Source organism: Taibaiella chishuiensis (assembly GCF_003014535.1).
Lineage (GTDB): Bacteria > Bacteroidota > Bacteroidia > Chitinophagales > Chitinophagaceae > Taibaiella > Taibaiella chishuiensis.
On the sequence record NZ_PYGD01000001.1, the window covers coordinates 715082 to 732255 of the forward strand.

Annotated in this window: 16 protein-coding genes; 15 read left to right on the top strand and 1 reads right to left on the bottom strand. The window is 49.2% G+C overall.

All coding sequences use genetic code 11. The features are described 5' to 3' along the window. Nucleotides 1-12: 12 nt before the first annotated feature. The 15 genes from B0I18_RS03035 to lpxB all read left to right on the top strand — a co-directional run bounded on the left by B0I18_RS03035 (nt 13) and on the right by lpxB (nt 15960). Nucleotides 13-1161, top strand: a complete 1149-nt coding sequence (locus tag B0I18_RS03035) for an NAD-dependent epimerase/dehydratase family protein (RefSeq protein ID WP_106521162.1) — start codon at nt 13-15, stop codon at nt 1159-1161. Nucleotides 1162-1165: 4 nt separating this feature from the next. Continuing rightward, nucleotides 1166-2182 (top strand): WaaS/CpsH family glycosyltransferase, encoded by a 1017-nt coding sequence (locus B0I18_RS03040; RefSeq protein ID WP_106521163.1) that lies wholly within the window; start codon nt 1166-1168, stop codon nt 2180-2182. Between the two features lie 27 nt (nt 2183-2209). Beyond that, nucleotides 2210-3628, top strand: a complete 1419-nt coding sequence (locus B0I18_RS03045) for a hypothetical protein (RefSeq protein WP_106521164.1) — start codon at nt 2210-2212, stop codon at nt 3626-3628. 23 nt (nt 3629-3651) lie between these two features. Continuing rightward, a complete protein-coding gene (locus B0I18_RS03050) occupies nt 3652-5277 on the top strand; it encodes a right-handed parallel beta-helix repeat-containing protein (RefSeq protein WP_106521165.1) in 1626 nt (541 codons plus the stop codon). Between the two features lie 105 nt (nt 5278-5382). Continuing rightward, nucleotides 5383-6390, top strand: a complete 1008-nt coding sequence (locus B0I18_RS03055; RefSeq protein ID WP_106521166.1) for a glycosyltransferase family 2 protein — start codon at nt 5383-5385, stop codon at nt 6388-6390. A 36-nt stretch (nt 6391-6426) separates the two neighbouring features. After that, nucleotides 6427-7569 (top strand): glycosyltransferase, encoded by a 1143-nt coding sequence (locus tag B0I18_RS03060; protein WP_106521167.1) that lies wholly within the window; start codon nt 6427-6429, stop codon nt 7567-7569. 9 nt (nt 7570-7578) lie between these two features. Further along, the gene (locus B0I18_RS03065) at nt 7579-8622 is read left to right on the top strand and encodes a polysaccharide biosynthesis protein (RefSeq protein WP_181358317.1); all 1044 of its coding nucleotides are present in this window, start codon (nt 7579-7581) and stop codon (nt 8620-8622) included. Between the two features lie 28 nt (nt 8623-8650). Beyond that, the gene (locus B0I18_RS03070; RefSeq protein ID WP_106521169.1) at nt 8651-9070 is read left to right on the top strand and encodes a cupin domain-containing protein; all 420 of its coding nucleotides are present in this window, start codon (nt 8651-8653) and stop codon (nt 9068-9070) included. Nucleotides 9071-9114: 44 nt separating this feature from the next. Next, nucleotides 9115-10239 (top strand): non-hydrolyzing UDP-N-acetylglucosamine 2-epimerase, encoded by a 1125-nt coding sequence (wecB, locus tag B0I18_RS03075; RefSeq protein ID WP_106521170.1) that lies wholly within the window; start codon nt 9115-9117, stop codon nt 10237-10239. A gap of 3 nt (nt 10240-10242) precedes the next feature. Then, the gene (locus B0I18_RS03080; protein WP_106521171.1) at nt 10243-11109 is read left to right on the top strand and encodes an SDR family oxidoreductase; all 867 of its coding nucleotides are present in this window, start codon (nt 10243-10245) and stop codon (nt 11107-11109) included. Next, entirely contained in the window at nt 11106-12323 is a 1218-nt protein-coding gene (locus B0I18_RS03085; protein WP_106521172.1) for a glycosyltransferase family 4 protein, read from the top strand. Before B0I18_RS03080 ends, B0I18_RS03085 begins: the two co-directional genes overlap by 4 nt. 25 nt (nt 12324-12348) lie before the next feature. Next, entirely contained in the window at nt 12349-13251 is a 903-nt protein-coding gene (locus B0I18_RS03090) for an NAD-dependent epimerase/dehydratase family protein (protein WP_106521173.1), read from the top strand. 18 nt (nt 13252-13269) lie between these two features. Beyond that, the gene (locus B0I18_RS03095) at nt 13270-14232 is read left to right on the top strand and encodes an MraY family glycosyltransferase (protein WP_106521174.1); all 963 of its coding nucleotides are present in this window, start codon (nt 13270-13272) and stop codon (nt 14230-14232) included. Nucleotides 14233-14244: 12 nt separating this feature from the next. Continuing rightward, nucleotides 14245-14766, top strand: coding sequence for a PglD-related sugar-binding protein (locus B0I18_RS03100; protein WP_106521175.1), 522 nt, complete (start codon nt 14245-14247; stop codon nt 14764-14766). Between the two features lie 99 nt (nt 14767-14865). Beyond that, the gene (gene lpxB, locus B0I18_RS03105; protein WP_106521176.1) at nt 14866-15960 is read left to right on the top strand and encodes a lipid-A-disaccharide synthase; all 1095 of its coding nucleotides are present in this window, start codon (nt 14866-14868) and stop codon (nt 15958-15960) included. Between the two features lie 88 nt (nt 15961-16048). Here lpxB and B0I18_RS03110 read toward each other — a convergent pair whose 3' ends face one another. After that, complete coding sequence (locus tag B0I18_RS03110; protein ID WP_106521177.1) at nt 16049-16993, bottom strand: UDP-3-O-(3-hydroxymyristoyl)glucosamine N-acyltransferase; 945 nt, start codon at nt 16991-16993, stop codon at nt 16049-16051. Between the last annotated feature and the right edge of the window lie 181 nt (nt 16994-17174).

Genomic DNA, 17174 nt, shown 5'->3' on the forward strand with positions numbered 1-17174 from the left:
AATCCTATATAAATGGCAAGTACAATTCTGATTACCGGTGGCATGGGCTTTATCGGTTCCCACCTGATAAGAACACTGAATGAAAAAGGCTACGGCGACATCGTGGTATTGGATAACCTCACCGAACAGATCCATGGAAAAAATCCGGAACAGACGGAGGCATTCAAAACTACGGCAGCCAAAGTGCGTTTTATCAAAGGTTGCGTAACCGACCGCGAGCTGCTGTTGCAGGCTTTACAAGGTGTGGACACAGTGGTACACCTGGCTGCAGAGACCGGTACCGGACAAAGCATGTATGAGATCAAACGTTATGCCGATGTCAATATTGGCGGTACGGCCTTGCTGCTCGACCTGCTCGCCAACGAAAAAGGACTTAAAGTAAAAAAGGTGGTGGTTGCTTCATCGCGCTCTATTTATGGCGAAGGGCGCTACCAGGTACCGGCAACCGGCGCCTATGTTTACCCGGCACACCGGCAGGATGCCGAAATGCGTGCAGGCAACTTTGAAGTAACGTATCCTGGTGTGGAAGAGCCGCTCCGCCTGGTGCCTACTGACGAGCAGTCGCAGATCCACCCTTCCTCGGTATATGGTATTACCAAGCAAAATCAGGAGCAGATGGTCATGACGGTATGCCCAGCCATTGGTATTGCGCCGGTAGCCTTTCGCTACCAGAACGTGTATGGTCCGGGCCAGTCCTTATCCAATCCTTATACCGGCATACTTTCCATATTTTCTACCCTGATCCGTAATGGCAAGGGCATTAATATTTTTGAAGACGGGCTGGAAAGCCGCGACTTCGTATATGTGCAGGATGTAGTAGATGCAACCATCGCGGGCATAGAGCAGGAAGCAGCCAACGGACAGGTATTCAATGTGGGCTCGGGTGTAGGTACTACCGTGATGCAGGTTGCCCAGACCTTAAAAAAAGCATACGGTATCGATGTGCCTTTAACGATATCCGGCAACTATCGTATCGGCGATATCCGGCACAACATAGCCGACCTTGGTAAAATAGGAAAAATGCTGGCCTTCCAGCCGAAAGTCAGTTTCGAGCAAGGCATCGCGCATTTTTGTACCTGGGTAATGCAGCAGGATGTCGAAAAGAACAACCTGTACGATCAGTCAATCAATGAAATGAAAGAGAAAGGTCTTTTAAAATAACGATATGGAAGTTAATAAGTTAAATAATAAAAAGATCCTTTTTGTTACGACCAAATATTTTGAATATTACAAGGACATGGAAACGGTCCTGCGCGATAAGGGCGCTTCGGTAACCACGTTTATCGACGACCCTTACCAGAAGTACAATGCAGAGTTCCTGTCGCTGCGCGCAGGGCGCAAGCTCAAGCCCTGGGTAATCCGTAAGTATGAGCAGGGTATCCTGAAGAAAATAAAGGGGCAAGACTTCGATTATATCTTTTTTGTAAGGGGAAGCGCACTGCTTTCCCATAGTTTTTTATCTGCCCTTAAGGCACTGTACCCACAGACGCCTTTTCTGCTTTATGAATGGGATAGTATTAATAATTTCAATTATCTGCCATTTACCCATTATTTCGATAGCGTACTCACCTTCGATTATAAGGATAGTACAGATCACCGGTTTCACTATCTGCCCCTGTTTGCCTTAATGCACTTTTTCGAAACGAAGGACAAGCCGATGTCTGAACGGAAAATCGATTTTACCATTTTGGGCTATGGGCGCAAACACCGGCTGATTACGGGTACGGAAATTGTAAGACAGTGTGAAGCGCAGCAGCGATCCTACCTGTTCAAGCTTTATGAGCCCTGGGTATGGTTTTTCGTAAGCAATTTCCTGGCGGAGAAATTGAGTTTTGTAAAAAAGGTAATGCGCTGGTCTAACAATTTCAAGGGTATCACCTTCGTCTCGATCCCCAAAAATAAATGGAAGGAAATCCTGGCCGACACCCGGATCGTCGTAGATCTGCCGCACCCGGCCCAGACCGGTCTTACGATCAGGACCTTCGAGGCTCTGGCTTCCGGTTGCCACCTGTGGACCACAAATGTTAATATCAAAAACGAGTCGTTTTACAATCCTGAGAATATAACGATCTTTGATGCGGAGCAATTCGTGTTGCCACCGGTGCCTGAAGATAATAAGCAGTCATTTTCGGGCTTTTCGCTTTCTTCCTGGATCGACAATATTTTTAAAACCGTCAAATAGTTCATTCCCAGTAAACCGACAACGTTTGTGAATTATTATACCAAGTATATAGAACAATATAATGCTAACCCGGGTTTATATGGGAGTGTGCCCTTATGGAAAAAGGTGTGGTTGATCATTATTATATTTCTATATTTTTACAATATACCCTTAAATGGTTTCGGGATCCCGTTTTCTTCCTCGAAAGTGGTGATGATGATCAGTATCGTCAACCTGTTTCTTCATCCGCACTACATCCCGCAGCTATTTACCAACCGCTATTACCGGCATTACAACAAGGTAATCTTCCTGCTGCTGGCGTATATTCTGCTTTATAGCTTTTTCGTACATTTTACTTTTTTCGAAGGTTATAACTACCCTTATGTTATTATCCTGTTTACGTTCGATTGCTTTTTAGGCGGGTTTTATATCGTAAAGTGCCTGTCCAATTACAATGTGCGCACCCTTATCAACCTGGCCATCGTCGTTGTGGTCATACAGGCGATGATCATGATCGTCGCTATTGTGTATAACCCGCTGCGTTTATTCATATTCGAGACGCTGAAAAGCTGGGATGGCAATATGGGCCAGGATCTTAACCTCAACGCCATGAAGTTCAGGGGACTGGCACTGGCTTCGGACCGTAAACTGGGTATCGCCGTTTTAAACGGTATCATCTGTAACCTGATCATCTACCTGTCGCTTACCTTAAAACAAAAAGGATCGCGCAGGGCGCTTTCCTATACACTTTACGGGGTAGCCTTTATCCTGACTTTTATTTCCGGCATGCTTGCCGCACGTACCTTCTACGTTGTATTTAGTTTCGTGTTTGTAGGTTTGATGCTCAGATCGAAATACAATATCGTAAAGGTTGCCAAATTCCTGCTGTTCTCGCTCCTGATCGTCTTTACCCTAGGCGCCGGGGTATTGGGCAGTGTAGCCGACAACGATACCATGGAGAAAGTGGAAGCCTTTGCGGACTGGACTTTCGAGGCTTACAACAAATATGAAGAAACCGGCGAACTGAAAACCGGTTCGTCGGACGACCTTCTGGACAACCACTGGCAATTTACGCCACAGGATACCTACTCCTGGTGGTTTGGTGGTCCAGATCGCACCTCGAGGGGAGGAGAAGTGGTGCTTACCGAATTTTCGGATTCCGGTTACCTGTTGATGTTGTACTATGGCGGCATATTAGGTTGCCTTGCTATTTATGCGTTCTGGCCCTTTATCGCCTGGAGGGCAAGCAAACTGTATCTGAAAAAAGAACGTTTGAGTACATTGATCGTTGTGGTTGTCATACTTTTTTACCTGCTTGAAATTAAATACCAGGCAATACTGGGAAGTTATACGGTAGTAAAAATGCTGCTCCTGCTTTATATTCTCGGAGCAGAAAGGCTTACTTTTTTCAAAAACCTGTACCTTAACGATGAGGCCAATAAAGAGGCCGGTAAAGTGGCAGCATAATCATTAGAAACAAACGCAAAACAATGAAACGCAGACTATATCACCTATTGATGCTGTTATTGTTGGCTGCCTGTGCCGGGCAGGCGCAGGGGCAAAAAAATGTGCTTGTTTACAGTGCGGCCAATCGCACACATACCGACAAGAGCCGTATACTAACCCTCGATCTTAAAAAAGATTTCGGGGCAATTGGTAATGGCGCTGCCGACGATCAGCCCGCTTTTGATGCAGCCGCTGCCTTTATCAATGCCAGGAAAGGCAATTGCAAACTGGTTATTCCGCAGGGTACTTACAGGGTAGGCCGGCAGGTGGCTAATAAAGAAGGCCGTTACATGACGGGGAGCAATGTAATGAATATCGGGGGCGAAGACGTCGGCTACCAAAGCAATATCGAAATTGCAGGAGCCGGGCAGGCCATCTTAAAGTACAAAGACAATATGCAGTACGGCTATTTTACCATGGCCGGCATGCCCCAGAATATCCAGGCCGCCAAGGGTGTGGACGTACATAAAGAAGCGGCTACACTTGGAAAATGTATCAATATATTTAACTGTGGTAATGTCCGTATCTCCAACCTGGTGCTCGACGGTAACTTCTACCCGGGCAAAATGAAGGTGGGGGGCAGGCACCTGGCGGCTTCGCAGGGTATCCAGCAGGAACACTACGGTATCTTTATCAACTATTCGGAAAACGTAAGCATCAGCAATGTAACGGCTAAACGTTTCGGGCTGGATGGTTTCCTGATCTTTAATGCATCGACTGTTAAGAAGAATATACGCTTCGATAATTGTGTGGCCGACTATAACGGCCGGCAGGGCATGAGCATCCTTTTTGCCGACGGGGTGCAGGTAAATAACTGTAAGTTTACCAATACCGGCATGGGAGAGCTCCAGTACAGCGGCTTGCAGGCCGGGGTAGACCTGGAGCCGGAACAGTCCGATTACGTGATCCAGAATGTAACTTTTAATAACTGTACTTTCGAGAACAGCCGTAATACTTCTGTTGCTGTTTCCTCCGGGGCAGGTAAAGTACGTAATATATCCTTTACGAAATGTAATATCATCAACGTGAATACCGTGGGCAACAGCATTGCACTCGACATCGGCAGGCACAAAGCGCTGCAGTTTACAGATTGCAATATTTACGGTTATGTGCTCATCGCGCAAAGCAATGCCGCTACGGCAAGTGAAGGTTATAGCTTTAAACGGTGTTTGTTCTCCGACTGCTACTATGGGAAATCCCGGCAGTCGCTGGTGCCCACCAGTACGATATTAATATATCCACCCGGGGGCAACCAGAACTGGGATTATGTAACGATGGATAATTGTACGTTTGACGTATACACCAAACGGCCCTGGCATTACCTGAAATCGGCTCCGGGCAGGATGTCGCGGATTTCCAATTCGATAATTTATGCCAACGGGGGTAAGGAAATAACAGGTAACGACAATACTATCCTCCAGGATGACAATATCAGCCTGGAAAATAATACCTTTTATTTACGCAGTGAAAGCGCTTATATACACGGTGGCAAGACCATCGCGCCGGCCAACAGCACCGCCGAAGTAAAGTGGAACGGCAATACGATCAGGCGTTGGGGCGGCCGCACACCGGCACGCCAGTGTACTGCCGGTACCTCCAGGCCCCGGTAATGCCGGTTATACCTGCTTCGCTTCCGGTAAGCCCGGAGTCTATTGCTTATAAATACTAAAGACAGGCTAAAGACCTGCAGCAACATAAATAGTGCCCGCATAAAAATGGATAACCTAAAGACGCCACAGATCAGTATCATTATTCCTGTTTATAATGTAGCGCCCTATATTGAAGCTTGCCTGGAGTCGATTTGCAGCCAGACTTTCCGTGATTTCGAAATTCTGCTTGTAGACGATAAAGGCAATGACGATTCGGTAAGCGTTGCCGATAATTTTCTGAAGCGTAAGGGCACCATACCATACAGGATCCTGGAGTACGGGTTCAACGGCGGTCTGTCTGTGGCGAGAAACTGTGGCCTCGAAGCGGCAAAAGGGGAATTCGTTATTTTCCTGGATGGCGACGATACGATCGAGTTACACATGCTGGAACGGCTGTACCAACTGCTCACGCCCGGGATGGATCTGAGCGCCTGTGGTATCCGGTTGGTCTTCCCCGAGAGCGAAACTACCGAAGCATTGCCCCAGCCGGACTACAAGGAGGCTATTACCGGCACCGAATTGCTGATCGACATGCTGGCAGGCAAGTACCAGGCGCAAATTGTAAAACACCTCTTCCGCAAGTCAGTATTCGGAGCGGTAAGGTTTCCCGCAAAAATGCTTTACGAGGACATGTTAACCTTGCCTAACCTGCTCCTCAATACGCGAAAAGCAAGGGTGGTACCGGATCCGCTATACAATTACATACAGCGCACCAGTTCGCTGAGCCGGAGGTTTAACCCCGAGCTGCCGGGAATATTTAAGTTCCTGGATCAAACCATCGGTAATGTAAAGGCAAACAGCACGTCGACAGCCGCCTTGCGCGGAGCCCTTAAAATCTATGAGCTCAATGCCCTGTTCAATATCAGTACCAATACTGTTTTTGCAACCGATAAGGCACAGATAGCGCCGGTTTTAAAAGAATGCCGTAAAAGACTGAAAATCGGCAGCCTGCGGGTAATGGCTGCTAAAATGAATAAAAGAGAGGTGTTTAAGGCCGGATTATTATCCGTATTGCTGGTCAGCCCGGCCCTTTTCCTGAAAATAGGGAGAAAATTCTTAGGTTCGAAAAAATAAAACAGGACAATTTTTAGATAAAATAAAATACGACCATTGGCAGACAATATGTTACTGATCAACTGTGCCAACCTGCGTTTCGGCGGGGGCAAAACAGTGGGTATGAATATCATCAACTACTTCAAAAGCAGGCAGGAGCAGTTGCCTTACCGTATTGTCGTTATCGCGCCGTTTAATTGCGGGTACGAGGCTTTCGAAGGGGGCCGGATCCAGGTAGAAGTTATACCCGAAAAGTACAATAAGCCCTGGTTTAAATATTACCTGAACAATAAGGTATTGCCCGGTCTTGCCCAAAAATACAAGGCCGGTTATATCCTGAGCCTGGGCAACATTGCGTTCCCGGCACGGGTACCACAATCCCTGCTGATCCACCTGGCCTATATCGTATACCCCGAAAGCCCGGTATGGAAGCGGCTTTCGTTGAAACACCGGCTGCTGCTGCGTACCATGGTCGGGTTTATAAAACGGAACCTGAAAAATGCCGATCACGTGTTGCTCCAGACCCAAACAATGGTGTCGCGCTTTTTAAAACTATACCCGTTTACAGGAAGCCAGGTAGGGATCATGCCCAACGGCGTATCCTTTACCAGTATAAGCGATGTAGCGCCGCTGGACCTCTCTACGCCGCTTAAAGAGGTAAAGCTGCTGTTCTTCAGCAAGCACTATCCGCATAAGAATTTCGATATCCTGATCCCGCTGGCGCAGCTGATCAAAAGCAAAGATGTCGCTATTAAATTCACGGTTACGCTGGACCGCAGCGAAAGCAGCGCGGCGGCACAGTTCCTGGACGAAGTGCAGCGGCTGGGGCTCGACACCGTGATCCACAATGCCGGGCATATCAACTTCGACCAGATCCCTGCGTTGTATGAGGCGCACCAGGGGCTTTTCCTGCCTACGCTCCTTGAATCCTTTTCGGGTACCTATATAGAAGCCATGCATTTTGGCCGTCCCGTCTTTACCAGTAATATGGATTTCGCTACGGAGGTCTGCAAAGAAGCGGCTTATTATTTTAATCCTACAGATGTGAATGATATCTTTGCAGCGATAACGCATGCTTTCGCCGAAAGGGGCGCTATGGCGGACAAAATAGAAAAGGCACGATTATTGTGCAATGAATTGAAATCCTGGGAACAGATCGGCCAAGAACTGGAAGCCTTCCTGGAAACTAAAGTCAAGTAACAAATTACTATGGAATTTACAAATAAAACCCTGCTGATCACCGGCGGTACCGGTTCCTTCGGAAGTGCGGTGCTGTACCGGTTCCTGCATACCGACCACTTCAAAGAGATCCGTATTTTTTCCCGGGATGAGAAAAAGCAGCATGATATGCGGGTTGCCCTCAATCATCCCAAGCTCAAGTTCTATATCGGCGATGTACGGGATTATAATAGCGTGGAAAGGGCAATGCGTGGTGTAGATTACGTATTTCATGCCGCAGCGTTGAAGCAGGTGCCTTCCTGCGAATTCTTCCCCATCGAAGCCACGAAAACCAATGTATTCGGTACGCAGAACACTATCGATGCGGCCGTTGCCAATAAAGTAAAGAAGGTAATATGCCTGAGCACCGATAAAGCGGCCTACCCGATCAATGCCATGGGTATATCCAAGGCGCTTATGGAAAAGGTAGCCGTCGCTGCTTCGCGCAATATTATCGACAATATTACCACCGTATGCCTTACCCGTTATGGCAATGTAATGGGCTCGAGGGGGTCGGTAATACCCCTGTTTATCAACCAGATCAAAGAAGGTAAACCGATTACCATCACCGATCCGCAAATGACGCGTTTCCTGATGTCGCTCGAAGAGGCCGTAGACCTGGTCTTATTCGCATTCGAACATGGTAACCAGGGCGACCTGTTTGTCAACAAAGCCCCCGCCGGTACCATCGGCGACCTGGCCCAGGCGCTGCTCGAAATGAGCCAAGCCAATAACGAGATCAAGATCATCGGTACCCGCCATGGCGAAAAGCTTTACGAAACCCTGTGTACCCGCGAAGAGATGCTGAAAGCCGAAGACATGGGCGACTTTTACCGGATCCCGGCCGATAACCGCGACCTGAATTATAACCAGTACTTCTTCGAAGGCGAGCAGGACATAGCCAAAGTAGAGGATTACCACTCGCATAACGCAGAACAGCAGGATGTGGCGGGTATGAAGACCCTGTTGGCCAAACTGCCGCTGATCCGCAAGGAGATCTTTAAAGAAGAGGGTTTGCTGCAATACCCCGATTAATAATCGCTGATCGCTAAAAAAGAGAAACATGCCGCAGATAATACAGGGTGGAAGACATACGGACGCAAGAGGTACGATCTCGTTCGTAAACGACTTTGTGATGGAGGAAGTAAAACGCTTCTATGTGATCGAGCATCCCGATACCGATATCGTAAGGGCCTGGCAGGGACACCGTAAAGAACAGAAATGGTTTTATGTGGTATCCGGGAGCTTCCGGCTCGTACTTGTCGCACCCGACAACTGGGAGGCGCCCTCCCCCGACCTGGAAACGGCCGAATTCCTGCTCCATGCCGGCGATAGCCAGGTGCTGCATGTACCGGGCGGTTATGCTTCCGGTTTCAAAGCCCTGGAGCCCAATTCTAAAATGATCATCTATTCGGATGCTTCCGTAAAAGAATCGTCTGCCGACGACTTCCGCTACGACAAAGGCAAATGGTATACCTGGTAAAACCCTGACTCAAAAAAAACGGCTATCCAAGATAGCTTTACCCTATGAAGAAATTAAAAGTAGCTACGATATTAGGCACCCGGCCAGAAATCATACGGCTGGCAGAATGTATTAAGAAGTGCGATCAGTATTTTGATCATATCCTGATCCATACCGGCCAGAATTACGACCATGCGCTCAACGAGATCTTCTTCGAAGACCTGGAGTTGCGTAAACCCGATTTTTTCCTGAACGTAGCCGGCGATAACCTGGGGCAGACCATCGGTAATGTAATTGCCCGGTCCTACGAAATCCTGGTTGCAGAGCAGCCCGATGCCCTGCTGGTGCTGGGCGATACCAACAGCGTATTGTGTACGATTGCAGCCAAGCGGCTTAAAATACCGATCTTCCATATGGAAGCGGGCAACCGTTGCTTCGACCAGAACGTACCGGAAGAGATCAATCGTAAAATCTCCGATCATATCAGCGATATCAACCTTACCTATACCGAACACAGCCGCCGTTACCTGCTGAGCGAAGGGTACCGTAAGGACCACGTATTCGTTACAGGCTCTCCACTGCGGGAAGTACTGAGCAAATACAGCCATAAGATCGAACAAAGCGACGTAGTGACGCGGCTTGGCCTCGAAGCCGGTAAATACTTCGTGGTGAGTGCGCACCGCGAGGAGAACATAGATATCAAGAACCATTTCGAAATCCTGGTGGATGGTCTTAACGCCGTTGCCGAAAAGTACCAGTATCCCATCATCTTCTCTACCCATCCGCGTACCCAAAAGCGGATCGAAGCCAATGGAACGAAATTTCATCCCCTGATCAAAAACATTATCCCGCTCGGCTTCTTCGATTATGTACAACTGCAGAAGCAGGCCTATGTAGTACTGTCGGATAGCGGCACCATCAGCGAAGAGTCGGCAATGATGGGCTTCCCGGCGGTAAGCATCAGGACCAGTACCGAACGTCCCGAAGCTGTTGATGCCGGTACGATCGTGCTCGGCGGCATTACCCGCGACCAGATCCTGAATTCGATTGAGATCACGAAGGGGCTGGCAATCGACGAAAACACGCGCCTGCCCTGGGAGTATACCGTCGAGAATACTTCCGAAAGGGTGATTAAAATTATACAGAGCTATACCCCCATTGTCAATAAAGTGATCTGGGATAAAAACTGATTTATGAAAAACATATTGGTATTGGGTGCTAAAGGTATGGCCGGTCATGTAATCACCGCGTATCTCGGTAGCATGGATGCTTACACGGTTACCGGCATTGCAAGAGGCGGTGATGAAAACGACGGCCTGGTCAACCTGGATGTGTCGGATGTTCAGGCGCTGGAGCAGTTTATTGCCGGCCGTAAATTCGATGTGGTGATCAATTGTATCGGTATCCTCAATAAAGATGCCGAAGACCATTCCTATAAAGCGGTATGGTACAATAGCTACCTGCCGCACCTGCTGGAGCACTGGGGCAGCCGCTATGGTTTCAGGCTGATTCATATCAGCACCGACTGTGTGTTTTCCGGCAAATCGACCGGTGGGTACACCGAGCAGGCTCCGAAAGATGGTATCGGCTACTATGCCCAATCCAAAGCGCTGGGCGAAGTGGTCAACGGAAAAGACCTGACCTTCCGCACTTCCATTATCGGTCCAGAGCTGAAAGCCGGTGGTATCGGCCTGTTTCACTGGTTTATGGGGCAGGGCAGCGATGCCACGCTTAAAGGTTTTACCCGTGCATACTGGACCGGCGTAACCACGATGGTGCTGGCCAGGGCCATACACGAGGCCATAAAACAGGATCTGAAAGGCCTTTATCAATTGGTATACCCGGAGAAGATATCGAAATACGACCTGGTCGGGCTGTTCAATACCACCTTCCGCGATGGTAAGATGAATATACAGCCCGACGATCATTATAAAATTGACAAGAGCCTGGTGAATACGCGAACGGATTTCGACTTCGCCGTACCTGCTTATGAAGATATGATTACGGAAATGCGGCAGTGGATGTTGCAGCACCCGGAACTTTATTCCAGTTATTCATGAAGATCCTGATTGTTACCCAGTATTTCTGGCCAGAACGCTTTAAGATAAACGACCTTGTGCTGGGCCTCAAGGAGCGGGGCTTTGAAATTGTCGTGCTTACCGGCAAGCCCAATTATCCCCAGGGCACCTTCGAGCAGGGCTATTCGTTTTTTAAAAAGGGCCGGGAGCAATGGGAAGGCATCAATATTTACAGGAGTCCCCTGTTGCCTAGGGGGAAAGGCGGCGGTATGCGGCTCATGGCCAATTATCTTTCCTTCGCATTTTTCGCTACTCTGAAAGCATTGTTTATCAAGGAACGCTTCGATAAGATATTTGTGTATGAACCTTCGCCCGTTACCGTAGGTATACCTGCCGTAATGCTGGGCAGGAAGCTGAAGATACCGGTTTATTTCTGGGTACAGGACCTGTGGCCCGAAAGCGTTTCTGCTGCGGGACAGATCCGCAATAAAACGATCCTGAATAGCCTGAACCGGCTTACCAAATGGATTTACCGCAACTGCGAAAAGATCCTGATCCAGTCGGAAGGTTTTGCCAACTATATCCTGAACCAGGGAGTGCCCCGGGAAAAACTGATCTATTATCCCAACTCTACAGAGGCCTTTTACCGCGAGGTAGTGCCGCAGGAGCATATCCGGGCTAAGGTGCCGCAGGAGGGCTACCGGATCATGTTTGCCGGCAATATCGGTGAGTCGCAGGATTTCGAAACCATACTGGAAGCCGCGCGGATCGCGATCGGTCGCCAGCCCGATATCCATTTCGTTATCCTGGGCGACGGCAGGAAAAAAGAGTTTGTTGAGCAGAAGGTGCAGGAGTTTGGTATCGGGGCTAATTTCCATTTGCTGGGTTCTTTTCCCGGCAGCGATATGCCCGACTTTTTTGCCTGTGCCGACGCCCTGCTCGTATGCCTGAAAAACAACCCGGCCTTCGATCTTACGATCCCTTCCAAAGTGCAATCCTACCTGGCCTGTGCGCGACCTATTATCGGGTCTTTAAATGGCGAAGGGGCACGAATCATCGATGAGGCCAAAGCCGGCGTAGTGGCCCCCGCAGGGCAGCCCGAACTGCTGGCCGAAAAGATACTGACCCTCTACGCTGCCGGAGCAGAAGCCTCGCAGGTTATGGGCCGGAATGCCAAACATTATTTCGATCAGAATTTCGAACGCGAGTTATTGCTCGATAAACTGATTGCCATTTTAGAAGATAAAAAAAGCTGATTCATCTCTTTTAATTTCCCGACCTATGCAGACGGTTATAACCGGCGCTACCGGATTTGTTGGCCAGAACCTGGTGCCTTATCTAAAGCAGGCAGGCCATGATATTACCCCATTAAGTGTTCGCGGCAACTGGCAACAGCAGTTGCCTGCGCATTACGATGCCATCATTCACCTGGCGGGCAAAGCGCATGATGTAAAAAATACCAGCGAGGCTTCGGAATATTTTAAGATCAATACGGAACTTACGCAACAACTGTTCGATCGCTTCCTGCAAAGCGATGCCCGCGACTTTATTTATTTCAGCAGTGTAAAAGCCGCGGCCGATAGTGTACCCGATGTGCTTACGGAGGAGGTGGTGCCCGCACCGGCCACGCCCTACGGCCAGTCCAAGCAGCAGGCCGAAGCTTACCTGCTGGCCCGGCCCCTGCCTGCCGGTAAACGGCTGTTTATTATCAGGCCCTGTATGATACACGGGCCCGGTAACAAAGGCAACCTGAACCTGCTCTATAAATTTGTGACCAAAGGTATCCCGTATCCGCTGGCGGCGTTTAAAAATAAACGCTCTTACCTGAGCGTAGATAACCTGAGCTTTGTCGTAAAGGAACTGCTGGCAAGGCCATCGGTGCCTTCGGGCATTTATAACCTGGCCGATGATGCCGTATTGTCTACCAACGAACTGGTTACCATCATCGGCAATGTACTGGGCCGTAAGCAGCGCCTCATGGCCATTCCGCAAGGTCTGCTGAAGGCGATGGCCAGGGTAGGCGATGTGCTGCACCTGCCCCTGAGTACCGAAAAGCTGAAAAAGCTGACGGAGAACTATGTCGTATCCAACCGGAAAATAAAAAAGGCCCTGAACCTGGAGCAATTGCCGGTATCGGCGGCCGAGGGGCTGAAGAAAACCATCGAAAGCTTTCGCGCTGCATAATATAATTTAATCTATCCTATGACGCTGACCTATATTATCATTACTGTACTACTGTTCCTGGCCATGCTGGTTTACTTCCGCATTGCCGATAAGTACAACATTATTGATAAGCCCAACCAGCGCAGTTCGCATACGACCATTACCCTGCGGGGTGGCGGTGTGATCTTCCCGGTGGCTATGGTGCTTTATGGCCTGTTCTTCCAGCTGGCGCATCCCGTAGCCTCTTTCGGTTATTTATTGGCCGGTATGCTGGCCATAGGTATCGTTAGCTTTTGGGACGACGTAAGCAGCCTGCCCAACAAAGTAAGGATACTGGTACATCTCTTATCCGTTACGGCTATGCTCTATGCCGTGCATGCCTTTGCCCTGCTACCGGTATGGGCCGTAGTACTCAGTTACGTCATGATCATAGGTACGATCAATGCCTACAACTTTATGGATGGCATCAATGGTATTACCGGGGTATACAGCCTGGCCATCCTGCTTTCCTGTCTTTACTTCAACGAGTCGGTACAGCAGGTGACCGACAGTCCTTTTATTGTCGCTGCTATCCTGGCTTGTATCGTTTTCCTGTTTTTTAATTTCCGTAAAAAGGCGAAGTGTTTTGCCGGCGATGTGGGCAGTGTCAGCATCGGCTTCTGGATCATCTCCATCCTGCTGCTGATCATCCTTGCAACCGGCGATCCCAAATATGTTTTCTTCCTGGCCGTGTATGGCGTCGATGCCGTACTCACCATTATACACCGGCTTATCCTGAAGCAGAATATTTTTGAGGCGCACCGGCTTCACTTTTACCAGATCCTGGCCAACGAGCGCAAAGTGTCACACCTGGTTGTTTCTTCGGCCTATGGCTTGCTGCAGCTGCTTGTTAACGCGGTCATTATCTTTACCGGCTTTAATTTCGTGATCACCGGCCTGCTGGTCTGCCTGCCGCTTGCACTCATTTATATCGTGGTCAAACCGGTACTGATGCGTAAATAAAACAAGGTTGTTATGAACAATTGCCTGATATACGGGGCGGGCGGACATGCCCGTGTTATTGCCGACCTGCTGCGTGCGCAGGGCAGTAAGCCACTTGCTTTTATTGACGACAACGCAACAGCAACAATTCTCGACGGTATACCGGTACAAGGTTACGATACCGCCGCTTTCCCGGGTGCTACGATCGTGATCGGTATCGGTAATAACGAAATAAGACGCAGGATCGCATCGGCCCTGCAACACGAGCCTGCGGTACTCATTCATCCTACTGCCGTGGTAGCTGCCGATGTGCAACCCGGCGCGGGTACCATAATCCTGGCCAATGCCGTGGTGCAGACCGGTGCACGCATCGGCAAACATGTGATCATCAATGCGGGGGTATGTGTCGATCATGACGCCGTTATCGAAGATTACGTACACCTTTATCCCCAGGTATATATCGGCGGCGCGGCACATGTAAAAGCAGGCCTTACCCTGGCTCCCGGCACCCGTATTGCCCGCAATACCCTGGTCGATGGCAGCACTGCCGGCTAAGGCTACAATTTTTATGCAGGCCTGCCGTTAAACTTTTATAAATTGCACACGTTATCAACTACGCTCCGCCATGGAGCTTGTGCGCTTTCAATTCATAGTATGCGGTATTACATCATAGCAGGAGAGGCCAGCGGCGATCTTCACGGGAGCAATCTCATCAAAGCCTTACATGTACACGATGCCCGGGCAACCGTACGTTGCTGGGGGGGCGACAAAATGGAGGAGGCCGGGGCTACCCTGGTCAAACACTACCGGGACCTGGCTTTCATGGGTTTCGTGGAAGTGCTGTTACACCTGCGTACCATTATGCGCAACCTGAAATTCTGTAAGGAAGATATACTGGCCTTTAAACCCGATGTGCTCGTACTGATCGACTATCCCGGCTTTAACCTCCGTATCGTGGAATGGGCGAAGAAAGAAGGCATCAAAATATGTTATTACATTTCGCCCCAGGTATGGGCCTGGAAAGAAGGACGCGTGGAGCAGATCCGGAAATATGTAGACAAGATGCTGGTCATCCTGCCTTTTGAAAAAGGATTTTACAAAAAACATAATTACGAGGTTACCTATGTAGGCCACCCGCTTACCGAAGTAGTGGAAGCCGAATTACAGAAACCCGTTACGCAACCTTTAAGCGACCGTAAGATCATTGCTTTACTGCCCGGCAGCCGCAGCCAGGAGATCCGTAAAAAGCTGCCTGTGATGCTGAGCATGGTGCGTCACTTTCCGCAATACCAGTTCGTAATAGCGCAGGCGCCGGGCCAGGAGCGCGCTATATACGACGAGATGATCGGCGGGCACAACGTACTGCTCGCAGCAGGTAAAACGTATGAGCTGCTGAAGCAAGCCTCCTTTGCGCTCGTCACCAGTGGCACCGCAACCCTGGAGACCGCATTGTTCGGTGTGCCCGAAATTGTTTGTTATAAAGGTAATCCGCTCTCGTACTGGCTTGCCCGTAAGCTGGTCAAAGTAAAATACATTTCCCTGGTCAACCTTATTCTCAATAAACCCGCGGTTACGGAACTGATACAGGACGACCTCAACGAACAGCGCCTGCTTGCCGAATTAACGGCATTGGTCGACGATACCGAACGCCGGGAAACCCTGCAGAGCGACTATACCGGGCTTTGGGAATTGCTTGGCGCAGGCAGGGCTTCTGACGCTGCCGCACGCGAGATCATCGCCATGTTTTAACGGGTTGCAACTGCTTTACCGTTTTAATAAAACAGCGCCTTGTATACCGGATACAAGGCGCTGTTGCTATAGATGGGTCGATACATTTTTATGGTTTGGTCACACGTTCCCATAATTCCGGGATACGTTTAATCCAGTTCAGCTCGCGCATTTTGGTCTTCGCTTCTTCTACCGGCGAACCGAAATAAGTTTTACCGCCTTCGATGGAAGAGGCCACACCACTTTGCGCGTATACCACTGCGCCTTTGCCGATGGTCAGGTCTTTGCTTACGCCTACCTGTCCCCAGAGGATCACCTCATCTTCGATAATGGCTTTGCCGCCAATGCCCACCTGCGCGGCAAACAGGCAGTTCTTACCGATCACAGCGCCATGGCCTATGTGCACATGGTTATCGATCTTAGTGCCTTCGCCGATAATGGTATCGCCGCTTACGCCTTTATCGATCGTTGTACCGGCGCCTATCTCCACATCGTTATGAATAATTACGCGGCCGCAACTTTCCAGTTTATCATACTGTACCTGCCGTTCCTTCCTGCGCTTGTAGTAGTAGGCATCTGCGCCGATTACCGCACCGGCATGTATGATCACATTGTCGCCGATTACGGAATGGTCGTATATCGTTACGTTGGGATGGATCAGGCAATCCTTGCCGATCGTAACATGGTTGCCGACAAATACACCGGGCTGTACCTGCGTACCACTGCCGATGCTGGCGCTTGCACTGATCATTTGTGTAGCGGGTTCGAAAGGGCGGAAGCGCTTTACGATTTTTACATACGCTGCAAAAGGATCGTCGCATACAAACAGCACCTTGCCTTCAGGCCGCGGCACTTCTTTATTGATGATAATGAATGTAGCCGCAGAATGCAGGCTTTTGTTATAATACTTTTCAAAGTCGACGAACGAGATATCGCCGGGCACTACCTTATGGATCTCATTGATTCCCGTGGCTTCCAGGCTTTCATCGCCAACAAGTTTAGCATCGATATAACTGGCAATCCACGCTGCCGCTACCGGGGTTTCAAAACGCATACACCGTGTTTATTTTAGAGTGTAAAGATAGCACTGTGTACATTAGCGCTGCAATTTTTTTGTGCTGCAAGTTGCCTGCATGCATTAAAAATGATACTGCTCGTCGCTGATGCCCGCAGGGAACAAGATTCAGGTTATCCACATTTTTGTTTCTTTTGTGAATATTTTTTTTGAAAAAATT

Coding starts and splice junctions, on each gene's coding strand:
- B0I18_RS03065 (WP_181358317.1), top strand. CDS start 7,579: ATGGAATTTACAAATAAAACCCTGCTGATCACCGGCGGTACCGGTTCC.
- B0I18_RS03070 (WP_106521169.1), top strand. CDS start 8,651: ATGCCGCAGATAATACAGGGTGGAAGACATACGGACGCAAGAGGTACG.
- B0I18_RS03050 (WP_106521165.1), top strand. CDS start 3,652: ATGAAACGCAGACTATATCACCTATTGATGCTGTTATTGTTGGCTGCC.
- B0I18_RS03100 (WP_106521175.1), top strand. CDS start 14,245: ATGAACAATTGCCTGATATACGGGGCGGGCGGACATGCCCGTGTTATT.
- B0I18_RS03090 (WP_106521173.1), top strand. CDS start 12,349: ATGCAGACGGTTATAACCGGCGCTACCGGATTTGTTGGCCAGAACCTG.
- B0I18_RS03095 (WP_106521174.1), top strand. CDS start 13,270: ATGACGCTGACCTATATTATCATTACTGTACTACTGTTCCTGGCCATG.
- wecB (WP_106521170.1), top strand. CDS start 9,115: ATGAAGAAATTAAAAGTAGCTACGATATTAGGCACCCGGCCAGAAATC.
- B0I18_RS03080 (WP_106521171.1), top strand. CDS start 10,243: ATGAAAAACATATTGGTATTGGGTGCTAAAGGTATGGCCGGTCATGTA.
- B0I18_RS03085 (WP_106521172.1), top strand. CDS start 11,106: ATGAAGATCCTGATTGTTACCCAGTATTTCTGGCCAGAACGCTTTAAG.
- B0I18_RS03035 (WP_106521162.1), top strand. CDS start 13: ATGGCAAGTACAATTCTGATTACCGGTGGCATGGGCTTTATCGGTTCC.
- lpxB (WP_106521176.1), top strand. CDS start 14,866: ATGCGGTATTACATCATAGCAGGAGAGGCCAGCGGCGATCTTCACGGG.
- B0I18_RS03055 (WP_106521166.1), top strand. CDS start 5,383: ATGGATAACCTAAAGACGCCACAGATCAGTATCATTATTCCTGTTTAT.
- B0I18_RS03110 (WP_106521177.1), bottom strand. CDS start 16,993: ATGCGTTTTGAAACCCCGGTAGCGGCAGCGTGGATTGCCAGTTATATC.
- B0I18_RS03040 (WP_106521163.1), top strand. CDS start 1,166: ATGGAAGTTAATAAGTTAAATAATAAAAAGATCCTTTTTGTTACGACC.